Annotated in this window: 16 protein-coding genes; 3 read left to right on the forward strand and 13 right to left on the reverse strand. The window is 73.1% G+C overall.

Annotated features, from left to right (window positions below):
* The first annotated feature begins 482 nt into the window (after window positions 1-482).
* From ACGFMP_RS09635 to ACGFMP_RS09645, 3 genes are all read left to right on the forward strand, one after another.
* Window positions 483-677 (forward strand): hypothetical protein, encoded by a 195-nt coding sequence (locus tag ACGFMP_RS09635; RefSeq protein WP_393671463.1) that lies wholly within the window; start codon window positions 483-485, stop codon window positions 675-677.
* 33 nt (window positions 678-710) lie between these two features.
* Complete coding sequence (locus tag ACGFMP_RS09640; protein WP_393671464.1) at window positions 711-1379, forward strand: ThuA domain-containing protein; 669 nt, start codon at window positions 711-713, stop codon at window positions 1377-1379.
* A 131-nt stretch (window positions 1380-1510) separates the two neighbouring features.
* A complete protein-coding gene (locus tag ACGFMP_RS09645) occupies window positions 1511-2320 on the forward strand; it encodes a DUF6227 family protein (protein ID WP_393671465.1) in 810 nt (269 codons plus the stop codon).
* Window positions 2321-2366: 46 nt separating this feature from the next.
* Here the strand turns inward: ACGFMP_RS09645 and ACGFMP_RS09650 are convergent, their stop codons facing one another.
* The 13 genes from ACGFMP_RS09650 to ACGFMP_RS09710 form a co-directional block, all read right to left on the reverse strand.
* On the reverse strand, window positions 2367-3317 hold the full coding sequence (locus ACGFMP_RS09650; RefSeq protein WP_393671467.1) for a carbohydrate kinase family protein: 951 nt from the start codon (window positions 3315-3317) through the stop codon (window positions 2367-2369).
* Between the two features lie 86 nt (window positions 3318-3403).
* Window positions 3404-4006, reverse strand: coding sequence for a hypothetical protein (locus ACGFMP_RS09655; protein ID WP_393671468.1), 603 nt, complete (start codon window positions 4004-4006; stop codon window positions 3404-3406).
* 58 nt (window positions 4007-4064) lie between these two features.
* Window positions 4065-4808, reverse strand: coding sequence for a hypothetical protein (locus tag ACGFMP_RS09660; protein WP_393671469.1), 744 nt, complete (start codon window positions 4806-4808; stop codon window positions 4065-4067).
* Window position 4809: 1 nt separating this feature from the next.
* Window positions 4810-5484 (reverse strand): RNA polymerase sigma factor, encoded by a 675-nt coding sequence (locus tag ACGFMP_RS09665; RefSeq protein WP_393672121.1) that lies wholly within the window; start codon window positions 5482-5484, stop codon window positions 4810-4812.
* A 365-nt stretch (window positions 5485-5849) separates the two neighbouring features.
* The gene (locus ACGFMP_RS09670) at window positions 5850-7049 is read right to left on the reverse strand and encodes a glycoside hydrolase family 6 protein (protein WP_393671471.1); all 1200 of its coding nucleotides are present in this window, start codon (window positions 7047-7049) and stop codon (window positions 5850-5852) included.
* A 200-nt stretch (window positions 7050-7249) separates the two neighbouring features.
* Entirely contained in the window at window positions 7250-8143 is an 894-nt protein-coding gene (locus ACGFMP_RS09675) for a carbohydrate ABC transporter permease (protein WP_393672122.1), read from the reverse strand.
* A 2-nt stretch (window positions 8144-8145) separates the two neighbouring features.
* The gene (locus ACGFMP_RS09680; protein ID WP_393671472.1) at window positions 8146-9042 is read right to left on the reverse strand and encodes a carbohydrate ABC transporter permease; all 897 of its coding nucleotides are present in this window, start codon (window positions 9040-9042) and stop codon (window positions 8146-8148) included.
* Window positions 9042-10376 carry an ABC transporter substrate-binding protein gene (locus ACGFMP_RS09685; RefSeq protein WP_393671473.1) on the reverse strand — a complete coding sequence of 445 codons (1335 nt, stop codon included), beginning with the start codon at window positions 10374-10376 and terminating at the stop codon, window positions 9042-9044. Before ACGFMP_RS09685 ends, ACGFMP_RS09680 begins: the two co-directional genes overlap by 1 nt.
* A 10-nt stretch (window positions 10377-10386) precedes the next feature.
* Window positions 10387-11823, reverse strand: coding sequence for an aldehyde dehydrogenase family protein (locus tag ACGFMP_RS09690; RefSeq protein ID WP_393671475.1), 1437 nt, complete (start codon window positions 11821-11823; stop codon window positions 10387-10389).
* 478 nt (window positions 11824-12301) lie between these two features.
* The gene (locus ACGFMP_RS09695; RefSeq protein WP_393671477.1) at window positions 12302-12841 is read right to left on the reverse strand and encodes a GNAT family N-acetyltransferase; all 540 of its coding nucleotides are present in this window, start codon (window positions 12839-12841) and stop codon (window positions 12302-12304) included.
* 180 nt (window positions 12842-13021) lie between these two features.
* Entirely contained in the window at window positions 13022-14176 is a 1155-nt protein-coding gene (locus ACGFMP_RS09700; RefSeq protein WP_393671478.1) for an ROK family protein, read from the reverse strand.
* Window positions 14177-14448: 272 nt separating this feature from the next.
* A complete protein-coding gene (locus ACGFMP_RS09705) occupies window positions 14449-17292 on the reverse strand; it encodes a hypothetical protein (protein ID WP_393671479.1) in 2844 nt (947 codons plus the stop codon).
* A gap of 5 nt (window positions 17293-17297) precedes the next feature.
* Window positions 17298-18419 (reverse strand): AAA family ATPase, encoded by a 1122-nt coding sequence (locus ACGFMP_RS09710; protein ID WP_393671480.1) that lies wholly within the window; start codon window positions 18417-18419, stop codon window positions 17298-17300.
* Window positions 18420-18425 lie beyond the last annotated feature (6 nt).

The following is an 18425-nucleotide window of genomic DNA, read 5'->3' on the forward strand; positions in this document are numbered from 1 at the left end:
GCGGAGACCGCTTCGACCGCAGGGTCCGCCTCTGCCGCGGAGACCGCTTCGACCGCAGGGTCCGCCTCTGCCGCGGAGACCGCTTCGACCGCAGGGTCCGCCTCTGCCGCGGAGACCGCTTCGACCGCAGGGTCCGCCTCTGCCGCTGGGGAAGGGAGGGGCCTTGCCACGGCGCGGTCGGTGAAACACCCGCGCCTGGACACCGGCCCGGTGCCGCCGTCCCCTTGGGTGGCGGATCCGGACGCCCTCGGGCACCGCATTCCCGGCCGGGGGCCGACGGCTCGGTCGCGCCGGAGCAGAACGCGCCGGCCAGCGGGCACGGCGCGCAGGCCCGGGCGTAGGCTGCGGGAGCGCTCTCCCACGGAGTGGCGGCCGTACCGCGCGAGGAACCGCCGGGACGCCCCGGCACCGGCCCGGCGGCGGGTCGGCGGCGGGTCGGCGGCGGGTCGGGCGGTTCGACCCGGACAGGAGGCGGGAGCACCATGAGCGAAGGCCGTCAGGAGGAGCGCGAGGAGCGCACCGAGGGCGGTGACCCGGTGTGCTGGCTCGACCGGGTCTGCGACGCGTGCGGCGCCATGCGCGAGGACATGCGGGCCGTGCACTGCGCCCGCTGCGGCGCACCCTTCCCCGGCCCCGCCGGGGACACGGACGGCGCCGGCCGGCCCACCGCGGGCTGACGCGCGGCGCGAGGTACGAGGAGGCGGACCGCCATGGCCGAGAACGTCGTCGTGTTCAGCGCGACCGCGGGCTACCGGCACGACTCGATCGACGCCGGGGCAGCCGCGCTGGCCGAACTGGCCGCTCCCGAGGGGCTTTCGGTGCGGCACACCGAGGATCCGCGGGAGCTGGCCCGCCTGGCGGCCGGACGCTGCGCCGCGGTGGTCTTCCTCTCCCCCACCGGTGAGGTGCTGGACGACGCGGCGCGGCGCGCGCTGCGGGAGTACGTCACCGGCGGCGGCGGTTTCCTCGGGGTGCACGCCGCGACCTGCGCGGAATACGACTGGCCCTGGTACGGCGAGTTGACGGGGGCGCGGTTCACCGGGCATCCCGCCGTGCAGGCCGCCGCCGTGACGGTGGAGGACCGCGGCCATCCGGCGACCGCGCACCTGCCGCGCGAGTGGAAGTGGACCGACGAGTGGTACGACTTCGCGTCGAACCCGCGCGGCCCCGGGGTGCGGGTCCTGGCGTCGGTGGACGAACGGAATTACGAGGGCGGGACGATGGGCGCCGACCATCCCCTCGCCTGGTGCCGGCCGGTGGGCGCGGGACGGTCCCTTTACACCGCGCTCGGGCACGCCGAATCGGCCTACGCCGACCCGGACTTCCGGGCGCATCTGCGGGGCGCGCTGCTGTGGTGCGCGGGGCGTGCGCCCGGCTGATCCAGCCGCCGGGGGGCGCGAAAATCGGCCGCACGCCCGGAATTGTCGTCGTTCCCGGGCGCAATCGGCGACGACCCTACTACCCTGAGTCGCCGGGCGGGGTTGGGTACGGCGGAGGCCGGGAGGACCGTATGGACGTGGACGGCGCGGACGCGGCAGAACCCGAGCGCTCGGGCGGTCCGCCGGCAGACCAGCTGGCCCGGCTGCTCGACAGGGCGGACAACGGTGCCGCTGCGGCACGTGAACTGGCAGCGGTACGAAGTGCGTTGATGCACCACTGCGGTCTCCAGTCGTGCCGTCACACCAAGGGTCCGCCGCGGCGGATGAACCGGCGGACCTTCCGGCACAGCTTCCTGCTGCCGGACGGCGGAGTGCGGGTGGTGTGGGAGCTGGAGCACGACACGGGCCCTGACGCGGCGCCGCACCGCTCGGTCTTCACCGAGCAGGAGGAGCTGACTCTCGCCGAGTGGGAGGTCGACACCGCTTTCGGCGGTTCCACGGGACCACGGGAGATGCCGTACGGCGTCGCCGACGGCTTGCCGCGGCAGCAGGCGGGCAAAGGGGAGCAGGACACACTGCCGGCGGCAGGCCCGGAGAACGCTCTCCGGCGGGCCTACGCGGAGGGCGACTCGGCCGAGCACGCCAGACGGCTGCTGCGCAGGGCGGCCAACGCCGGTGCGCCGGGCGGCGAGGTCGGGACCCGGCTGTGCTCGGCCATCGCGCACGACATCAACATCGTCACCCGCAGGAGCACGCAGGTCGCGGGCCGCCTCGTGTCGTGGTCGCTGTACGAGCACGCCTTCCTGCTGCTGGACGGCAGCGAGCTGAGCCTGTGGGAGATCGACCACACCCGTACGCCGAGCGGCGACCCGGTGTGCGAGGTCTACGCGTCGCAGGACGCCGCCCTCGACACCGCGATCCGGCGGATCGAGGCGGGTTGACGGGTCGGCGGCCCAGCGCGGGCCGACGCGGGCCGACGCGGGCCGTTCAGCCTACGGCCGCGCCGGTGCCCGGGTACCCCACGCGTTCGACGGCAGCCGCGAGCGCGGCCGCGCTGATCAACTCCTCGTGGGTGCCGGGGCTGCCGCAGGCGTAGGCGCCGGAAACCGAGCCGGCCAGCACGCAGTCCTCCAACGCGGCGCCGGAGAAACGGCGGTGCAGGAAGGCGGTGAGGAAGGCGTCGCCCGCCCCGTTGCTGTCCACCACGGGGCGTTCCGGTGCGACGGCGGCGAAGTGCCGCGGGGCGCTGTCACCGCGCTCCATGACATGGCAGCCCGCAGCCCCGTCGGTGGCCACCACCAGCTCCGCCCTGCCGTGTTCCAGGATCTGCCGCATGACCGCGGGAATGCGCTCTCCGACACCGGCCGCGCTGAGGAAGACCAGGTCGGCGCCGAAGGCCCAGGGATGCGCCGAACCGTCCACGCCGTCCCAGGCGTGCAGGTCGGTGGAGATGGTGCGGCCGAGCCGCCGGGCGTCGGCGAAGACCGCTTCCGCGTGGGACGACCGGGAGATGTGCACATGCCGGGCGCGTTCGAGATACGGCAGGTAGAAGCCGCTCGGCAGCCTGAGGTCGCTCGGGTGGCGCCCGTCGTAGAAGGAGAAGCGGCGGCCCTCGCGGTCCACCAGGTTGACGCTGCGCGGAGTGCCCCCCGGTGCCGGCAGATGGCTGAAGTCGAGTCCGGCGGCCGCGTACCGGTCGAGGATCATCCGGCCCTGCACGTCGTCGCCGAGGAAGTCGATGAACTTCGTGGCCAGGCCGAGCGCGTGGAAGCCCAGCGCCACGCCGTTCCCGGTGTGCGCCACGTAGTCCCTGATCGGCGGGACGGCGAGGAAGTCGCCGCCCGGTACGCTCAGTTCGTCCACCAGGACGATGGTGTCGACCCCGGTGCCGCCGACCACCAGGACGTCGTAGGCGGGCCCGGTCGGTGCGGTGGTCATCGGCGCTCCCCGTCGTGGTCCAACGTGGCGGGCCACGCTGCAAATTGCAGCAAGATCTTACCGAGCGGGCGCCGTCCCGCACCAGATCACGGCCGGCGGTGATCGCCGCCGTCGCCGGTCCCTCGTGCCCGTTCGCCGCCGGCGTGCCGGCGCAGGCCCTCCTTGTCCGGCTCCCCCGCCCGCCCGTGCTCCTCGTGGTCGGCCAGCACGATCAGTGACAGCCGGGACAGCGGCGGTACCGGACCGCTGCGGCCGGCCCGGCGCCAGGCGAGGGCGACCGTCAGCCGGATCACGTTCCTCGCGGCGTACAGCAGCAGTGCGGCGAGCGGCAGTTCGGCCAGGACCGCGGTGACGATCGCACCGGCCAGGTCGTCGCTGTTCCAGTCCAGCACGATGTCGAACCACGCGTCGCAGCACAGCAGGGTGGCGGTCGCCACGGCCCATGGGATGAAGATCTGCAGCCGCCGCCAGGCGCACAGCGCGGTGACGCCCAGCGCGACGATCAGCGCCGCGTCGAAACCGACCCAGGCGTAGCGCCAGTTGCCGACCGTCCGGTGCGTCGGCAGGCTCACCGACAGGTAGGCGATCCACGGGATGAGGAAGAGGAGGCTTCCGGTGATGACGGCGAGGAACATCACCCGCATGTGGCGCACATGCGGGTCGTTCGGCGACGGGACCTCTGGCAGCATGCCGTCCACTCTGCCCGATGGACGGCGGCGGCTGCCGGGCCTCCACGCCGGACCATGGTCATTTCGTTGCCGTTCCTGATGCCGCGGACAGCAGCGCGTGGCAGTAGGCGGTGATCCGCTGCCGTCCACCGGCCTCCCATTGCAGCCGGGCCGTCAACTGCGGGGCGGGTGCGCGGCCTTTCCTCACCGCCGCCGCGTAGACCCGGCACAGCGCCCTGACGGCGGCCGGCTTCAGTGCGCGGGGCCCCGCGGCCCTGGTGTGTCCGGGCCGGGGTGGGGGCGCACCGGTCGCGGTGGCCGTCGCGGTGGCCGCCGGCGGCGGGGGCGTCGCGCGGTCCGGCGCGATCGGTGCCGGTCGGGCGGTGTCCGTTGGGGCGCCGGTCGGCGCGGGAGCCGCGGTGCGGGCGGCGAGGTCGGGCGGCGCGGCGCTGTGGGCGGTGTGGCCGCGGGGCGGCAGCATGCCCGAGCCCGCGGCGACCGCGACGCCGCAGATCGCGAAGACCGCGGCCAGTCCGCCGGCCAGCACCCGGGCGGAGCCTGCCGGGCGGCGTCGCCGCCGCGCCCGCCTGCCGCGGGCGGGCCGGTCCGAACGGTCCGAACGGGCGGACGCGGCGGCCCTGAAGGCGATGACCGCGGCCTGCTCCTGCTCGGGGTCGACGGCGGCGCCGCGGGCCGCGGCGGTCAGCACCCGCAGGAGAGCGCTCCACCGCGGGTCGCTCTCATCGCCCGCCGCCGCTTTCCCCACCAGCCGCTCGACATCCGTCGGCTTCCGCTTCGTTCCCGGCTCGCTGCCGCCGCGCACCTCACGCCTCCCGGTCGTCGTCGTGGCCCGGTGCGTCCGGTGCCGCCGTTTCCGGATCCTCGGCCCCTCGGGCATGGGCGAGTTGCTGAGCGAGCCGGCGAAGGCCGCGGTGCGCGGCGGTCCTGACCGCGCCGGGGCGCTTGCCGAGCACCTCGGCCGCCGCAGGCCCGCTCAGCCCGATGACCACCCGCAGCAACACCGCTTCAGCCTGGTCCGGCGGAAGGGCCGCGATCATCGCCAGAGCGCGCGCGGTGGACAGGTTCTCCAGCGCGACGCCCGCGCAGTCGGGCGCGGCGGCCGGCTCCGCGGCGACGCCGTCGAGGGCGGTGGTGCGCGGGCGGGATCCGATCCTGCGCAGGTGGTCGAGCGCGCGGTGCCGGGCGATGGTCGCGGCCCAGCCGCGGAAGGCGGAGCCGTCGCCGTGGAAGGCGCCGAGATCGCGGACGATGTCGTGCCAGGCCTCGGCGGCCACGTCGTCGGCGTCGTCGCCGACGAGCCCGCGCACGTAACCGAGCAGCATGGGCTGGACCTCGCGGTAGACGAGGCCGAAGGCTGCCTCGTCGCCGTCGCGGGCGCGCGTCACGGCGCGGCCGAGTGACCCGTCGTCCGCCCGCGCCCGCCGTCGGCCACCGGCACTGACCACCGCTTCCTCTTCGTACGTCGCGGCACCGCGCATCGTGCCCATGCCCCCCGGGCGGTGGACCCCGCGGGGTGGCCGTCCCGACAGGTACAGCGCCGGGACCGCGACAGGTGTCACACCGGGCTCCGGCCGGTCGCGGGTCCGCGGCCCGCGGGTGCGCCGGGGGTCGGGCGGTCCGCCCGTCGCGCCATGCCGGCCCCCCTTCCCGCTCGTTGGCGGACCGCGCGCCGCCCTCGGGCGCACGGTCCTGCCTCTCACAGCGCGCGGGGCCCGGAAAACGTCACACCGGCCCCACCCGCACCCCGGTGCCGGTGCTGCGGCGCGGGGTGCGGACGGGGCCGGAAGGGGTTGCGTCGGGGCGGTCCTGTGGTGCTTCCTGTGGTGCTTCGCGGCCCGACGGGTCAGTGCGGGAGCAGCGACGGGTCGGCGTTGTGGACCAGTTCGAGCGCCTGCTGCGGGAACCACTTGCCCGCCGCGGGGTCCTGGTAGCCGCGCTCGGGGTCGGCGGGGCCTGCGGTGCCGCGGGTGCACTGGCCGTCGGACTCGCCGGGGATCTTCACCCAGAGCCTGGCGTCCTGGAGCGGGTCGCCGGTCTTCAGGGTGGGGCGGGCGCCGAGGCCGCGTCCGGGCGGGTTGCACCAGTCCTGGGCGTCGCTGTAGACGCCGGCCGGCGGGGTCCAGGGGCCCTGGCCGTTGCGGCTGGTGTCGGCGATGAAGTGCTTCATCGCGGAGGGCGCGGTGTGCACGTTGGCGTCCAGCCAGGCCTGGGCGTCGTTGACCGGCCAGTACTGGTTGGGGCAGGCGGTCGCGGCGCCGCCTGCGGAGACGTAGGCGAGGCAGGACGAGACGAGCTTGCCGTACCAGGCGATCTCGCTGTCCGAGCGGTAGTTGGAGATGTTGAGGTAGAAGCCGGTGGCGTCGCCGACGCCGCCGGCGATCAGCCGCGGCACGATGTCGTTGATGCTGTGCCAGCCGCTGTGGCCCGCGTCGAGGTAGACCTTGGTGCCCGCGAGCGGCTCGAGGGCGTCCACCGCGTAGTGGATCTGGGCGTAGCGCTGGGCGGTCATGGTGCCCTGCGCGTCGTCCATGCCGCAGTCGGAGGGCACCAGGGCGAGCGAGTCGGGTTCGAGGACGACGTCGGCGGGGCGGTTGCCGATGCCGGCCTTCACCGCGTCGATCCAGGCCTGGTACTCGGCGCTGTCGGCGGCGCCGCCCGCCGAGTACTGGGCGCAGTCGCGGCCGGGGATGTTGTAGAGCGCGAGCACCGGCAGCGCGTGCCGGCGGCCGGCGTCGCCGACGGTCTTGTCGACGGCCTTGCGGGTGTCGGCCGGGCTGGTGCCGCCGTCGAACCAGACCGCCTGCGGGGTCAGGGTCATGGCGAGCAGCCCGGCGGCGTCCTTGACCTGCCAGTGCTTGAGGAGGTCCAGGATCTGCGCGTTCGCGTCCGGATTGGCCGGCGGGGTGAAAAGCGTGGTGGGGGCGGCCGCGTGGTGGCCGGGTGCCGTGGCGTGCGCGGGCACGGCGGCCGTGACGGCGGCAAGGGCGGCGGTGGCCGCGGCGACGGTGAGCGTACGGGTACGTGCGCGGACGCGTGCGGTCATGCGGGTGGGCTCCTTGGGAAGCGGGCACGGGGGCCGTTCGGGGGTGCGCTCTCCACGGGAGGTGGGAGCGCTCCCACATGCTGAAGGAATTAACTCCTCGCACCCGACCGCAGTCAATCCCCTGTGCGGGCTTCAAGAAATGAAGACTTCTCGAAGCCCGCACAGGTTCGGGGCCGGACACAGGCGCGAGTCGCGGTCCCCTACTTGAGGGCCCCCGTCACCAGGTCGATGCGCCAGAAGCGCTGGAGCGAGAGGAAGAGGGCGATCACCGGCAGCACCGACAGCAGGGTCCCGGTGATCACCAGCGAGTACAGCGACGCCTCGGCGGCTCCGTGCCGCAGCAGGCTGTACAGGCCCACGGTGAGCGGGAATTTGTCGTCGGAGGTGAGCATCACGTAGGGCAGCAGGAAGTTGTTCCAGATCGCGATGAACTGGAGCAGGAACACCGTCACGAGTCCGGGTCCCATCAGTCGCAGGCCCACCGAGAAGAACAGCCGCCCCTCCCCTGCCCCGTCGATCCGGCCGGCTTCGAGAAGCGAGTCGGGGACGGCGGACTGGGCGTAGATCTTGCACAGGTAGATGCCGTAAGGGTTGAACAACTGCGGCAGCAGCACTCCGATCAGGCTGTCCGTCATGCCGGCCTTGGACAGCAGCAGGTACTGCGGCACCGCGAGCACGATCTGCGGCAGCAGCACCCCGGCCAGGATGGTGTTGAACAGCGCGCTCCGGCCGCGGAAGGCGTATTTGGCCAGCGCGTAGCCGGTCGCGGCCGACACGAACGACGCGAGCAGCCCGCCGACGGCGGCGTAGAAGAAGCTGTTGAGCATCCAGCGCCAGAAGATGCCGCCCTGGTAGTCGGACAGGTCCCGGATGTTGTGGACGATGCCGAGGTCGAAGGAGGGGGTGTAGGTGTCGGTGGAGAAGAGCTTGGTGCGGGACTTGGTGGCCGCGATCAGGATCCACAGCGTCGGCACGACGCAGTAGACCGCGCCGAGCACCAGTGCGGCGGTGGGCAGCACCGCGATCCGCCGCGGTCGCCGGACGGCGGGCCGCGGGGCGCTGCGGTCCCGGGGCGGGGCCGAGGCCCCGGCCATGGTCATGCGGCCTCCTGCTGGAACCGGGACTGGATGAGGCGGGCGGTGGCGAAGGACACCGCGAGGGCGGCCGCGGTCAGCACGACGGAGGTGGCGGCGGCCGAGTGGATGTCGGAGTTGCCGAAGGCGTCGTCGTAGATCTTCATCAGCGGCACCCAGGTGGACGACACCGCGTTGGACAGCGGCTTGAGGGTGTTGGGCTCGTTGAAGACCTGGAGCGCGGCGAGCACCGTGAACAGCGTGCACATCACCACGGCGGGCAGCACCATCGGCACCTTGATGCGCCGCACGATCTGCCACTCCGAGGCGCCGTCGAGGCGGGCGGACTCGAACAGCTCGGCGGGCAGCGCGCGCAGCGCGGTGTAGATGACGATCATGTTGAAGCCGACCGCCCCCCACACCGCGACGTTGCCGACCGAGAAGTACACGGCGACCTGGCCGAAGAAGTCCACCCGGTCGCCGCCGATCGGGCTGGTGGCGGGCAGGTAGAGGAAGCCCCACATCAGTGAGGCGATCACCCCTGGGACCGCGTAGGGGAGGAAGATCGCCAGCCGGGTGAACCGCTTGAGGCGGGTCCGCTCCAGGTCGAGCAGCACCGCAAAGACGGTCGCGAGCAGGACCGTGGCGGGCACGGTGAAGGCGCCCAGCGCCAGCATCCGCAGCACCCCCGACCACAGCTCGGAATCGCCCAGCACGTCGCGGTAGTTGGCCAGGCCGGCGAAGACGGTGTGGGTGCCGCCGCCGAGCAGGCCGCCGTTGACCTTCCGGCGCTGGAAGCTGAGCAGCAGCGCGTAGCCGCCGGGGGCCACCACGAAGGCGGCGAAGAGCAGCACGGCGGGCAGGACCAGCAGGTACGGGAATCCGCCGGTCCTGCGCGCGGCGGGTGTGGTGCGCGCCATCAGCCGACCGTGAATCCGAGCTTCTTCATGTCCGCGACGGTCGCGCTCTGCATGTGGTCGAGCGCGGCGGTGAAGGAGCCGCCGGACTGGAGTGCCTTGCCGAAGCCGTCGGTGTAGCCGGTGAAGGTGACGGTCACGTCGGGGCCCCACATCGGGAAGCTGCGGGCCGCGGGGGCGACCTTCTTCACCTCGGCGTAGAAGTCCGGCTGGTTGGGGAAGAACCCGGGCGCGGCCTGGAGCACCGGCAGTGAACGGCCCGAGGTGACGGCCGGGTAGACGTTGATCTGCTTGACCTGCTCGGTCACCGCCGCGTCGTCGGTGTTCAGCCAGGACGCGAACTGCGCTGCTTCCGCAGGGTGCTTGGAGTCCGCGGTCACGGTGGTGGCCGAGCCGCCCCAGATGCCGGTGGCGGGGTCGCCCGGGGTCCAGGCCGGCAGCGCCGCGACCGACCACTTGCCCTTGGTGGCGGGCGCGATGCCGCCGAGCTGGGCGGGCGCCCAGGCGCCGGAGATCCAGGCGAGCAGGGTGCCGTCGTTCATCTGCTTGTTCCACTGCGGGGAGAACGAGGGGTTCTTGGCGATGCTGCCGTCGTCGACCAGGCCCTGCCAGTAGCCTGCCACCTTCTTGGTGGGCGCGTCGGCGATGTCGACCTTCCAGGTGTCGCCGCTGGTGGACCACCACTGGGCGCCGGCCTGCTGGGCGAGGCCGGTGAACCAGCCGGGGTCGGCCGCGTCGAAGTTGGTCAGGTAGGACTTGGGGGCCTTGGCCCGTACCGCCTTCGCCTCGGCGGCGAACTCGTCCCAGGTCCTGGGCACGCTCAGGCCGTACTTGGCGAACAGGTCCTGGCGGTAGAAGAGCATCAGCGGGGCCACGTCCTGCGGAACGCCGTAGACCTTGCCCTGGAAGACGGTGCTCTTCAAGGTGGCGTCGTCGTACTTCCGTACGGTGTCCTTGGTGTAGTCGGTGATGTCCGCGACGACGCCCTTGGACACCAGCGCGGGCAGCGACTGGTATTCGACCTTCGCGATGTCGGGGCCGTTCTTCGCCTCATGGGCGGTGATCATCTTCGCCACCAGCTGGTCGCCGCCTGCCGGGTTGGAGAGCTTGACCTGGATGCCGGGGTGGCCGCTGTTCCACTTCGCCACCACCTTGTCGATATTGGGGTCCCAGTCCCAGAAGGTCAGCGTGACCTTGCCCTTGCTCCCCCCGGAGGCGGACGCGTCGGACTTCGGGTCGGAATTCCCGCCCCCGCAGGCCGCGGTGGTGACCAGCAGACCCGCTGCCAGCAGCGCGACGGCGGCGGCACCGCGCCGTCTTCTCGGAAGCACGCTCATGGGGTTGTCCTCAGCTCTCTTTCATGGCGGGCACGGTGGCCCAGTCGGGGAAATCCAGGGGGGTGCGCTGAAGTCCGATCCACTGGCGGCGGGTGAAGCCCGGCATCTGGTTCTCGGCGCCGTGCCTGGCGTGCGCGTCGTTGACGTGCACCTCGCCCGCCTGCAGCTGCTCCGCGACGGAGAGCCCGCGCACCAGGTCCCGGGTGAAGACGGAGTTCATCAGCATGGGCAGGCCGTTGGTGAGCGCGACGGCCTCGGCCTCGGTGTCCACGACGGTGACCGGGATGACCGGGCCGAAGACCTCCTCCCGGAAGGCGGGCATCTCGGGGGTGACGGCGGCGAGCACCGTGGGCCGGTAGAACAGCCCGTCGTAGGTCCCGCCGGTCACCAGCCGGGCACCCATCGCCAGCGACGGTTCGACGATCGTGCGGTGCACCCGGTCGCGCTGCGCGGCACTGATCAACGGGCCCAGTGCCGTCCCGGGTTCGAAGGGGTCGCCGACGGTGAGGGCCGCGGCGCGCCGGGTCAGGGCGTCGAGGTAGGCGTCGGCGACCGCGCGCTGCACGATGTGGCGGCTGGCGCTGATGCAGGTCTGGCCCTGGAACTCGAGCGAGGCGATCATGGCGCAGTTCGCGGCGAGCTCGATGTCGGCGTCGTCGAGCACCACGAAGGCGTTGCTGCCGCCGAGTTCGAGCCGGATGTCGCGCAACTCGCCCGCCGCGGCACGGTCGATGGCCAAGCCCACCTCGCGGGAGCCGGTGAAGTCCAGCATGTCCAGACCCTGGTGGCGGGCCAGCGGCCAGCCGGCGTCAGGGCCGTCCCCGGTCACCACGTTGAGGACGCCGGGCGGCAGCCCCGCGTGGTCCGCGGCGGCGGCCAGCACCTGCCCGCCGATCACCGGGGTCAGCTCGGCGGGCTTGAGCACCACCGTGTTGCCGAAGGCCAGCCCGGGTGCGAGGGCCCGCATGGCCAGGTTCATCGGGTAGTTCCAGGGGGTGATGAGGCCCAGCACGCCCAGCGGCACCGCTCGCGAGAGCGACAGCTTGCCCGCCTTGTAGGGCGGCAGGATGTCGCCCGCGTTCTCGCCGACCTGGACGGCGGACAGCGCGAGCTGCCGGATGCTGGTGCCGACCTCGTCCTCCGCCTTGGCCCGCACCCCGCCGGTCTCGCGCATGCTCTGCTCGACCAACTCGTCGTAGTGCGCCTCCAGATATCCGCAGAAGCGGCGCAGGTATCCGGCCCGCTCGGGTGCGGAGAGCGCTCCCCAACCTGGCTGCGCGGCCCGGGCGGCGGCGACGGCCCGGTCGATGTCGGCGGCGCCGCCGAGCGCGTAACTGCCGATCGGCTTGCCGGTGGCCTTCTCCTCCACCACCCCGGTACGTCCGGAGGCGGCGGGCACGAAGGCTCCGTCGATGTACAGCCGGCCGTCGCCGGGTCGGGAGGGCATACGGGCTCCAGGGTGCGGGAGGGTGACGGCGGATCGCCGCTTTTTCCAGGACTTAAACTAAGTAGCAGCCGATGGGGGGTCAACGGTCGTGACGAAGAAATTTCCCGGAACCGCCTCCCGCGGTCACGGAAGCCCTCGGCAGCCTGCCGTCGACGGGGCGTCAGGTCGCCGAGAGAGCGGGAAGCCGCAACCGAACGGGCGCCAAACAGCGCCCGTTCGGTGCGGCTCCGGCGGGCGACGATGCTGCCTGCCTCGGGCGGCGGGAACCGGATGCCCGGAATCGCGAGGCAGGTGCGGGCCGCCCGGCATCCGTCCCACCGCGGGAGCCGGCCGGGCTCCCGCCGGTCACCCGTGCGGCACCCCGCGACCTGCCACCGCGGCTTGCTCGAACGGCCTCAGCTCACGGGATCGGCTCACGGCCTCAGCTCGCCGCCTCAACTCGCGGCCTCAACTCGCGGCCTCAGCTCAGCGAAGCACGTCAGATCCTCGTACCTCGGGCGATGCGGTAGAGCACGTTCGGACGCAGCGGCCCTTCGGGCTCGGTGGGGTCGTCGAAGTCCTCTGCCGGGTCCCGGGTCATGCCGATCCGGCTCATCACCGCCTGCGAACGGAGGTTGGTCGCCGTGGTGACGGCGAGGATCTCGGGAAGCCCGAGGGTGTCGAAGCCGTGGGCCAGGACGGTCAGCGCAGCCTCGGTGGCGTAGCCCTTGCCCCAGGCCGAGCGGGCGAGCCGCCAGCCGATCTCCACCCCGGTGAACGGCATGTAGTCGTCCACCTCGTCCAGGCCCGCGAAGCCGACGAACTCGCCTGTCGCCTCCACCTCGACCGCCCACCACCCGTAACCCCGCTGGTCGAACTCGGCCTGGAACCGCGCCACGGAGGCATCGCTCTGTTCGCGGGTGAGCAGGTCGCCCAGGTGCTCTCGCACCTCGGGATCGGCGTTCATCGCCGCCCACGGCTCGAGGTCGGATGTGCGCCACCGGCGCAGTACGAGGCGATCGGTACGCAGTTCAGCCATGCTGACCAGCCAACATGGACTGCGGACCGCAGGCAATCTCTTTTCCGCCGTGCGTCAGGTCGCTGCCCCCTGCCGGACGGACGCGCGGCCCCGACCGCCCACGGCTGGATCCGGCCCGCTGCGGGGTGGCCACGGAACCTGGGGGCAGTCCCGCCACAAGTCCCGGCCGGGCAGCGGCGCTCAGCGGCCCCCGGCTGTCAGGAGTTCGTGCACCGGGAGGGTGGCCGCACCGAGGGCGACCTCTTCCGGGCCCAGGCGGCCCAGTTCGAGCACGGTGTGCTCGGCCAGGTAGTCCAGGGTGTGCCGGCTCGTGGCGTCGCGGACCGCGGGCAGCATTGCCGGGCCCATCGCCGCGCTGACCCAGCCGGACAGGATGACCCGGTCGGGGCCGAGGAGATTGATCAGGTTCGCGATCCCGATGCCGAGGTATTCCGCGGTGCTGCGCACGGTGTCGGCCGCGGGCCCTGGCCGGTCGGCCTCGGCGACGAGGGCGGCCAGCCGTGCCTCGGTGTCGGCGCCGCCGCCGGCCCCACGCCGGGCGCCGGACTGCTCGGGCAGGCCGGCGAGGCGCCCGTAGCGCTCCAGGATCGCGTCCGCGCCGACGTACGCCTCAAGGCAGCCGTGCGAACCGCAGCGGCAGAGCGCTCCCCCGGCCTCCACGACGGTGTGGCCCCATTCGCTGGTGGTGCTGGTCACCCCGCCGGGTGAGCCGGTGGCGACCGCGGCGCCGACGCCGACGGCGAGCAGGCCGACGATGGCCCGCTGCGCGCCGCGCCCCGCGCCCCGCCACATCTCGGCCTGGCCGAGGGTGCGGGCGCAGTTGTCCAGGTGCAGGGGTGCGGGGACGTGCGGACGCAGCAGCATGTCGAAGGGGACGTCGGACCAGCCGAGGGTGGGCGCGTGCACCAGCCCGTCGGGCAGGACGGCACCGGGCACTCCGACGCCGACGCCGAGCAGCGAGGCCGGGTCCGCGCCCGCCTTCGCGGTGACCTCCTCGATGCCGGCCCGCACCAGCTCGGCGAGCACCGCAGGCTCGGGGCGGCCCTCGTCCATGGGGTAGGTGGCGGTGGCGACCGTGTCGAGGGTCCAGTCGAAGAGGCCGACCTGGACGTGCGTCTCACCGATGTCGACCCCGACCACCTGCGCGTATCCGGGCCGCACCTGGAGCAGCGTGCGCGGGCGGCCCCCGTCGGAGTCCAGCAGGCCCGCCTCGGCGACCAGGCCGTCGGCGACCAGGTCGGTGACGACGTTGCTCACCGTCGCCGAGCTCAGCCCTGTGGCCTTCATCAGGTCGAACCGGCTGGCGGCGCCGTGCAGGTAGAGCCTGGTCAGCACGGAGGTGCGATTGTGCCGCCGAAGGTCCCTCGTCGTCCGGCCCACCTCGCGCGTCACCGGGCTCCCCCTCATGCTCTCGGTCCCCGCGGTCCGCGGGTCCGCCGGTCCTGCCGCGGGACCCGGCCGGTCGGACCCGGGGTGCCGCTCGCCTGCACGGCACCCCCCGGAAATCGCGGGCGACATGGCACATAGTGCCAGATCGCGGCCTTCCCGCCGCCCTTCGGGGAGCGCTCTCCCAGAATTGCGGGGCCGGCCCGGCCCCGCCTGCGCCATCAGCCGGTCAGCAGTGCCTCCAGTGCCTTCGCGGTGTCCTGGTGGCGGCCGGCCAGCACCGCGCCCCGGTCGCCTGAGCCTGCCGCCCAGCCCCCCTCGCAACCCAGCAGTGCGGCGAGCGCGTCGCAGGCCGCCGGGTGCGCGGCCAGCAGCGCGGCCCGTCCACTGCCCGCACCTGCCCGGGGCGGCCCGGCGGCCGCCCCCTGGCCCGCCTGCCATGGCGGCACCCACGCGTCGAGCTCCGCGAGCCGCCCGGGGAAGATCCGCCCCGCCTCCCGGATCAGCAGCGGTGCCGTCTCCGCTCCGCCGGCCCGCAGGGCGCCGATCAGCGTCGGCAGCCAGGGCAGCAGCACCGGGTCGGGCAGCCGGGCGAACGCGCTGGAGACCAGCTCCACGACGAAGTCCACCAGCTGCGGCACGGGTTCGAGCGCGTGCAGAAAGCCGCTGAGATAGCGCGGGTAGGCGGGCACCACCAGGGGGTTGCCCAGCAGCTCGTCGCAGCGCGCTCGCAGGTCGGCCCGGGTCAGCTGCCCGAGCTGCACCCGGGCCGCCCACAGCAGCGCCACCTTTGACGGCTCCTGCGGGTGCGACTGCCCGAATGCCAGCTCGAGCTGGGTGCGGTCGCAGCCGAGCGACAGCGCCAGGCTCTCCATGCCGAACAGGAAGCCCAGCATCGCGGCGACCTGCCCCGCCGTCGCGTCCTCGTCGGTGAACGCGGTGGGCAGCAGGGTGCAGTAGTGCGCGTAGCCGGTGGTGACGAAGGACTCGATCCAGGCCGGCAGCTCCGGCTCGGCGGTGCGGTGGTAGGCCAGCAGCCGCCGTACCCTGCGCAGCACCTCGGGGGCGCCGTCGACGCTTCGCTCGGTCGCCAGGATCTCCAGGGCGCGGGTGCCCAGTTCGTCGGCGAGCCGGCGGCTGTGCAGATACAGCGTCGCCTCCTCGACGGCCTGGAGCGCCGTGGCCGTGGTCGCCTGCGGGTCGTACGCCGCCCGCCGCAGGCGCTGTTCCAGCACCTGCTCGATGCTGACGCCCTCGTAGCCCAGCTCGATCAGGGCGCGCTGGTGGGTGCCGAGCGCGACGTCCCAGGACTCCTGGATGGGACGTTCGCCGAGCCGCCGCTCGCCCATGATCGGCCGCGCGGTGCCGTGCGGCATCAGCCGCCGCAGCATCCACAGCACGTCGGAGCAGCCGGTGAGTTCCGGCCGGGCGACCATGTCGAGCAGGGCCCGCTGCACGCCGCGCTGCTGGAGTCTCAGGCCGAGCGGCGCCAGCCGGTCGTGCACGTCGCGGGCCAGCGGCGGCAGCGCGTCGTAGCCGACCTGCCCGATCCGGTCGCCGCCCATCATGATCTCCACCAGGCGGCGCACATCGCGCCTGCCGGGCACCGCGTCCTTCTCGATGCAGGTGATCGCCGCGTCCTGGAAGTCGTACGGCGTGGGCCTGGCCCGGTCGCGCATGCCGGCCAGCAGGATCGACGTCTCGAAGACGGCGATGGCGTCGGCGGTGGAGGCGAGGTAGCCGCTGCGGCGCGCGGCCCGCACGATGTCGACCGACCAGCCCAGCAACTCCGCCTCGTCCAGCCGGTCGAGGACCGGCGGCCGCTGGAGGAAGCCGGTGAGCCGGTCGGCCGGGTCCCCACCGGTCGCGGCGCCCGCGGCGGCCGGCGCCGGTGTCCCGCCGGTCTTCCGCGCCTTCACCGTCCCCGCCTGCCCGGCGAGCCTGAAGGGCTTGACCCGGGTGCGCTTGAGGTTCTTGGCCCACTGGGTCGCGGCGATCGACACCGAGCCGGCGGCGAGGCCGAACTGCGCCTCGATCGCCGCGTGGCTCGACGGGATGAGGCCGTACTGCCAGGTGCTCGCGCTGCGGGGGCCGATCTCGAAGGTGTCGGTGCCGTGGACGCCGAACTCCGCGACCCTGCTGGCGGCGTGGAAGGCGCCGCACACGTAGAGGCAGTCCGCGGGGTCGGCGCCGGACGCGGCGAGGTGTTCGCGCATCCTGGTCCACATGTGGCGCTCGCGGTCCTCGTCGACGGCGACCCGCTGCGGGTCGCCCGGCGCCAGCCGCCGGAAGAGGCTGCCGATCAGCAGCATCACCTGCCGGTAGGTGTCGTGGTCGCTGTCGCCGAGCGGGAGCTCGACATACTGGTGCCACCACTCCGACCAGTGGCGCACCCGGCCGTGGTGCAGCAGGTGCTCCTCCAGCTCGGCGAAGCGCGGCCGCAGGTCGCCGATCTCCACGCCGACCGCGTCGCCGTGCAGCGCGGCCTCCTCCTCCGCCGGCGCGCCGCCGGGCGTGTCGGCGCCGGCGGGGCCCGCGGGCGGGGTGCCGCCGGCCTGCCACTGGAAGACGTGGTCGCAGGACCGGTCGACCAGGACGAGTTCGACGCCCGGGGTCTCCAGCGCGTAGGCGATCGCCTGGTATTCGGCGGAGGCCTCGGTGAGCGGTGCGACGACCGACAGCGGCGCCCACTCCGGCGGGAAGCCGTCGATCTCGGCGGCGAAGGCCTGCACCGCCACCGGCAGGCGGCAGTTGCGCAGCTCGGTGAGCAGCGGCGCCATGTCCTCGCACAGCTCCAGGTAGACCGTCTTCGGCTGCTTCTCGCGCAGCCGCCGCGCCATCGCCACGGCCGAGGCGGGCGAGTGGTGGCAGACGGGGAAGATCTCCAGCGGTTCGCGGACGGCGCGGTCGACGTCGTCGACGATGCCGAGGAGTATGCCTTCGAGCGCGTCGGGACCGTCGGCGAACTCGGCCGCGGCCTCGTGCAGTTGCGAGCGCAGCGCGTCGAAGGACGTCGGCTGCCGCCTGTCCTCCGGCGCCGACCGCGCCTGCAAGGCGGGGGTCACGGGGGTCACGACAGGGTGGCGATCGCGTCGCGGCCGCCTTCGAGGAACTCAGGCCAGGAGCCGCCCGCTTCCTTGCTGCGCGGCTCCACGACGCCGTGCAGATACTTGTTGAGTATCGCCAGGTCCTCAGGCTCGCGGCGGGCCAGCGACCCGACGAGCGAGGAGGCGAGGGTACGGGCGGTCAGCGCCTGGTCGCCGAAGAAGTTGCTGTGCAGGATTGCGTCCTCCAGGACGCCGATCTGCTCGGCGGTGGACAGCGCGGACTCCAGCTTCTCGTCGTCGCTGCCGGCAGCGGCGGCGGAGGCGCGCAGGTCGGCGAAGCTCTGGAGCAGCACGTCGAGCAGGGTGGGCGGTACGTCCAGCTCGATCCGGTGCCGGCGCAGCAGCTCCTCGGTGCGGAAGCGGACGATCTCCGCCTCGCTCTTCTTGTTCGTCACCACCGGGATGCGGACGAAGTTGAAGCGGCGTTTGAGGGCGGACGACAGGTCGTTGACGCCCCGGTCGCGGCTGTTGGCGGTGGCGATGACGGAGAACCCGGGCTTGGCGAAGACGATGTTGTCGCTGTTGTCGTTGTCCAGTTCCGGCACCGAGATGTACTTCTCCGACAGGATCGAGATCAGCGCGTCCTGGACGTCGCTGGTGGAGCGGGTCAGCTCCTCGAACCGGCCGATGGCGCCGGCCTCCATCGCGGTCATGATCGGCGAGGGGATCATCGACTCCCGCGACTGCCCCTTGGCGATCACCATGGACACGTTCCATGAGTATTTGATGTGGTCCTCTGTGGTACCGGCGGTGCCCTGGACGACGAGTGTGGAGTTGCGGCATATCGCGGCGGACAGGAGTTCCGCCAGCCAGCTCTTGCCCGTGCCGGGGTCGCCGATCAGCAGCAGCCCGCGATCGGAGGCCAGCGTGACGATGGAGCGCTCGACGAAGCTGCGGTCGCCGAACCATTTCGGGGCGATCTGCCGGTCGAGGCCGTCGGAGCGCTCGGAGCCCAGCACGAACAGCCGGACCATCTTCGGCGAGAGCCGCCAGGTGAAGGGCTTGGGACCGTCGTCCACCGACTCCAGCCAGTCCAGCTCCTCGGCGTACTTGATCTCGGCGGGGGCGCGCAACAGGTCGGACATGGCGGG

The sequence above is a fragment of the Streptomyces sp. NPDC049040 genome, assembly GCF_043197715.1.
In the GTDB taxonomy this organism is placed as follows: domain Bacteria; phylum Actinomycetota; class Actinomycetes; order Streptomycetales; family Streptomycetaceae; genus Actinacidiphila.

Bases quoted from the DNA above. Each gene is read 5' to 3' on its own strand.
- ACGFMP_RS09675 (WP_393672122.1), bottom strand. From the start codon at position 8,143: ATGGCCGGGGCCTCGGCCCCGCCCCGGGACCGCAGCGCCCCGCGGCCC.
- ACGFMP_RS09665 (WP_393672121.1), bottom strand. From the start codon at position 5,484: ATGCGCGGTGCCGCGACGTACGAAGAGGAAGCGGTGGTCAGTGCCGGT.
- ACGFMP_RS09670 (WP_393671471.1), bottom strand. From the start codon at position 7,049: ATGACCGCACGCGTCCGCGCACGTACCCGTACGCTCACCGTCGCCGCG.
- ACGFMP_RS09650 (WP_393671467.1), bottom strand. From the start codon at position 3,317: ATGACCACCGCACCGACCGGGCCCGCCTACGACGTCCTGGTGGTCGGC.
- ACGFMP_RS09710 (WP_393671480.1), bottom strand. From the start codon at position 18,419: ATGTCCGACCTGTTGCGCGCCCCCGCCGAGATCAAGTACGCCGAGGAG.
- ACGFMP_RS09680 (WP_393671472.1), bottom strand. From the start codon at position 9,042: ATGGCGCGCACCACACCCGCCGCGCGCAGGACCGGCGGATTCCCGTAC.
- ACGFMP_RS09645 (WP_393671465.1), top strand. From the start codon at position 1,511: ATGGACGTGGACGGCGCGGACGCGGCAGAACCCGAGCGCTCGGGCGGT.
- ACGFMP_RS09685 (WP_393671473.1), bottom strand. From the start codon at position 10,376: ATGAGCGTGCTTCCGAGAAGACGGCGCGGTGCCGCCGCCGTCGCGCTG.
- ACGFMP_RS09640 (WP_393671464.1), top strand. From the start codon at position 711: ATGGCCGAGAACGTCGTCGTGTTCAGCGCGACCGCGGGCTACCGGCAC.
- ACGFMP_RS09635 (WP_393671463.1), top strand. From the start codon at position 483: ATGAGCGAAGGCCGTCAGGAGGAGCGCGAGGAGCGCACCGAGGGCGGT.
- ACGFMP_RS09695 (WP_393671477.1), bottom strand. From the start codon at position 12,841: ATGGCTGAACTGCGTACCGATCGCCTCGTACTGCGCCGGTGGCGCACA.
- ACGFMP_RS09690 (WP_393671475.1), bottom strand. From the start codon at position 11,823: ATGCCCTCCCGACCCGGCGACGGCCGGCTGTACATCGACGGAGCCTTC.
- ACGFMP_RS09655 (WP_393671468.1), bottom strand. From the start codon at position 4,006: ATGCTGCCAGAGGTCCCGTCGCCGAACGACCCGCATGTGCGCCACATG.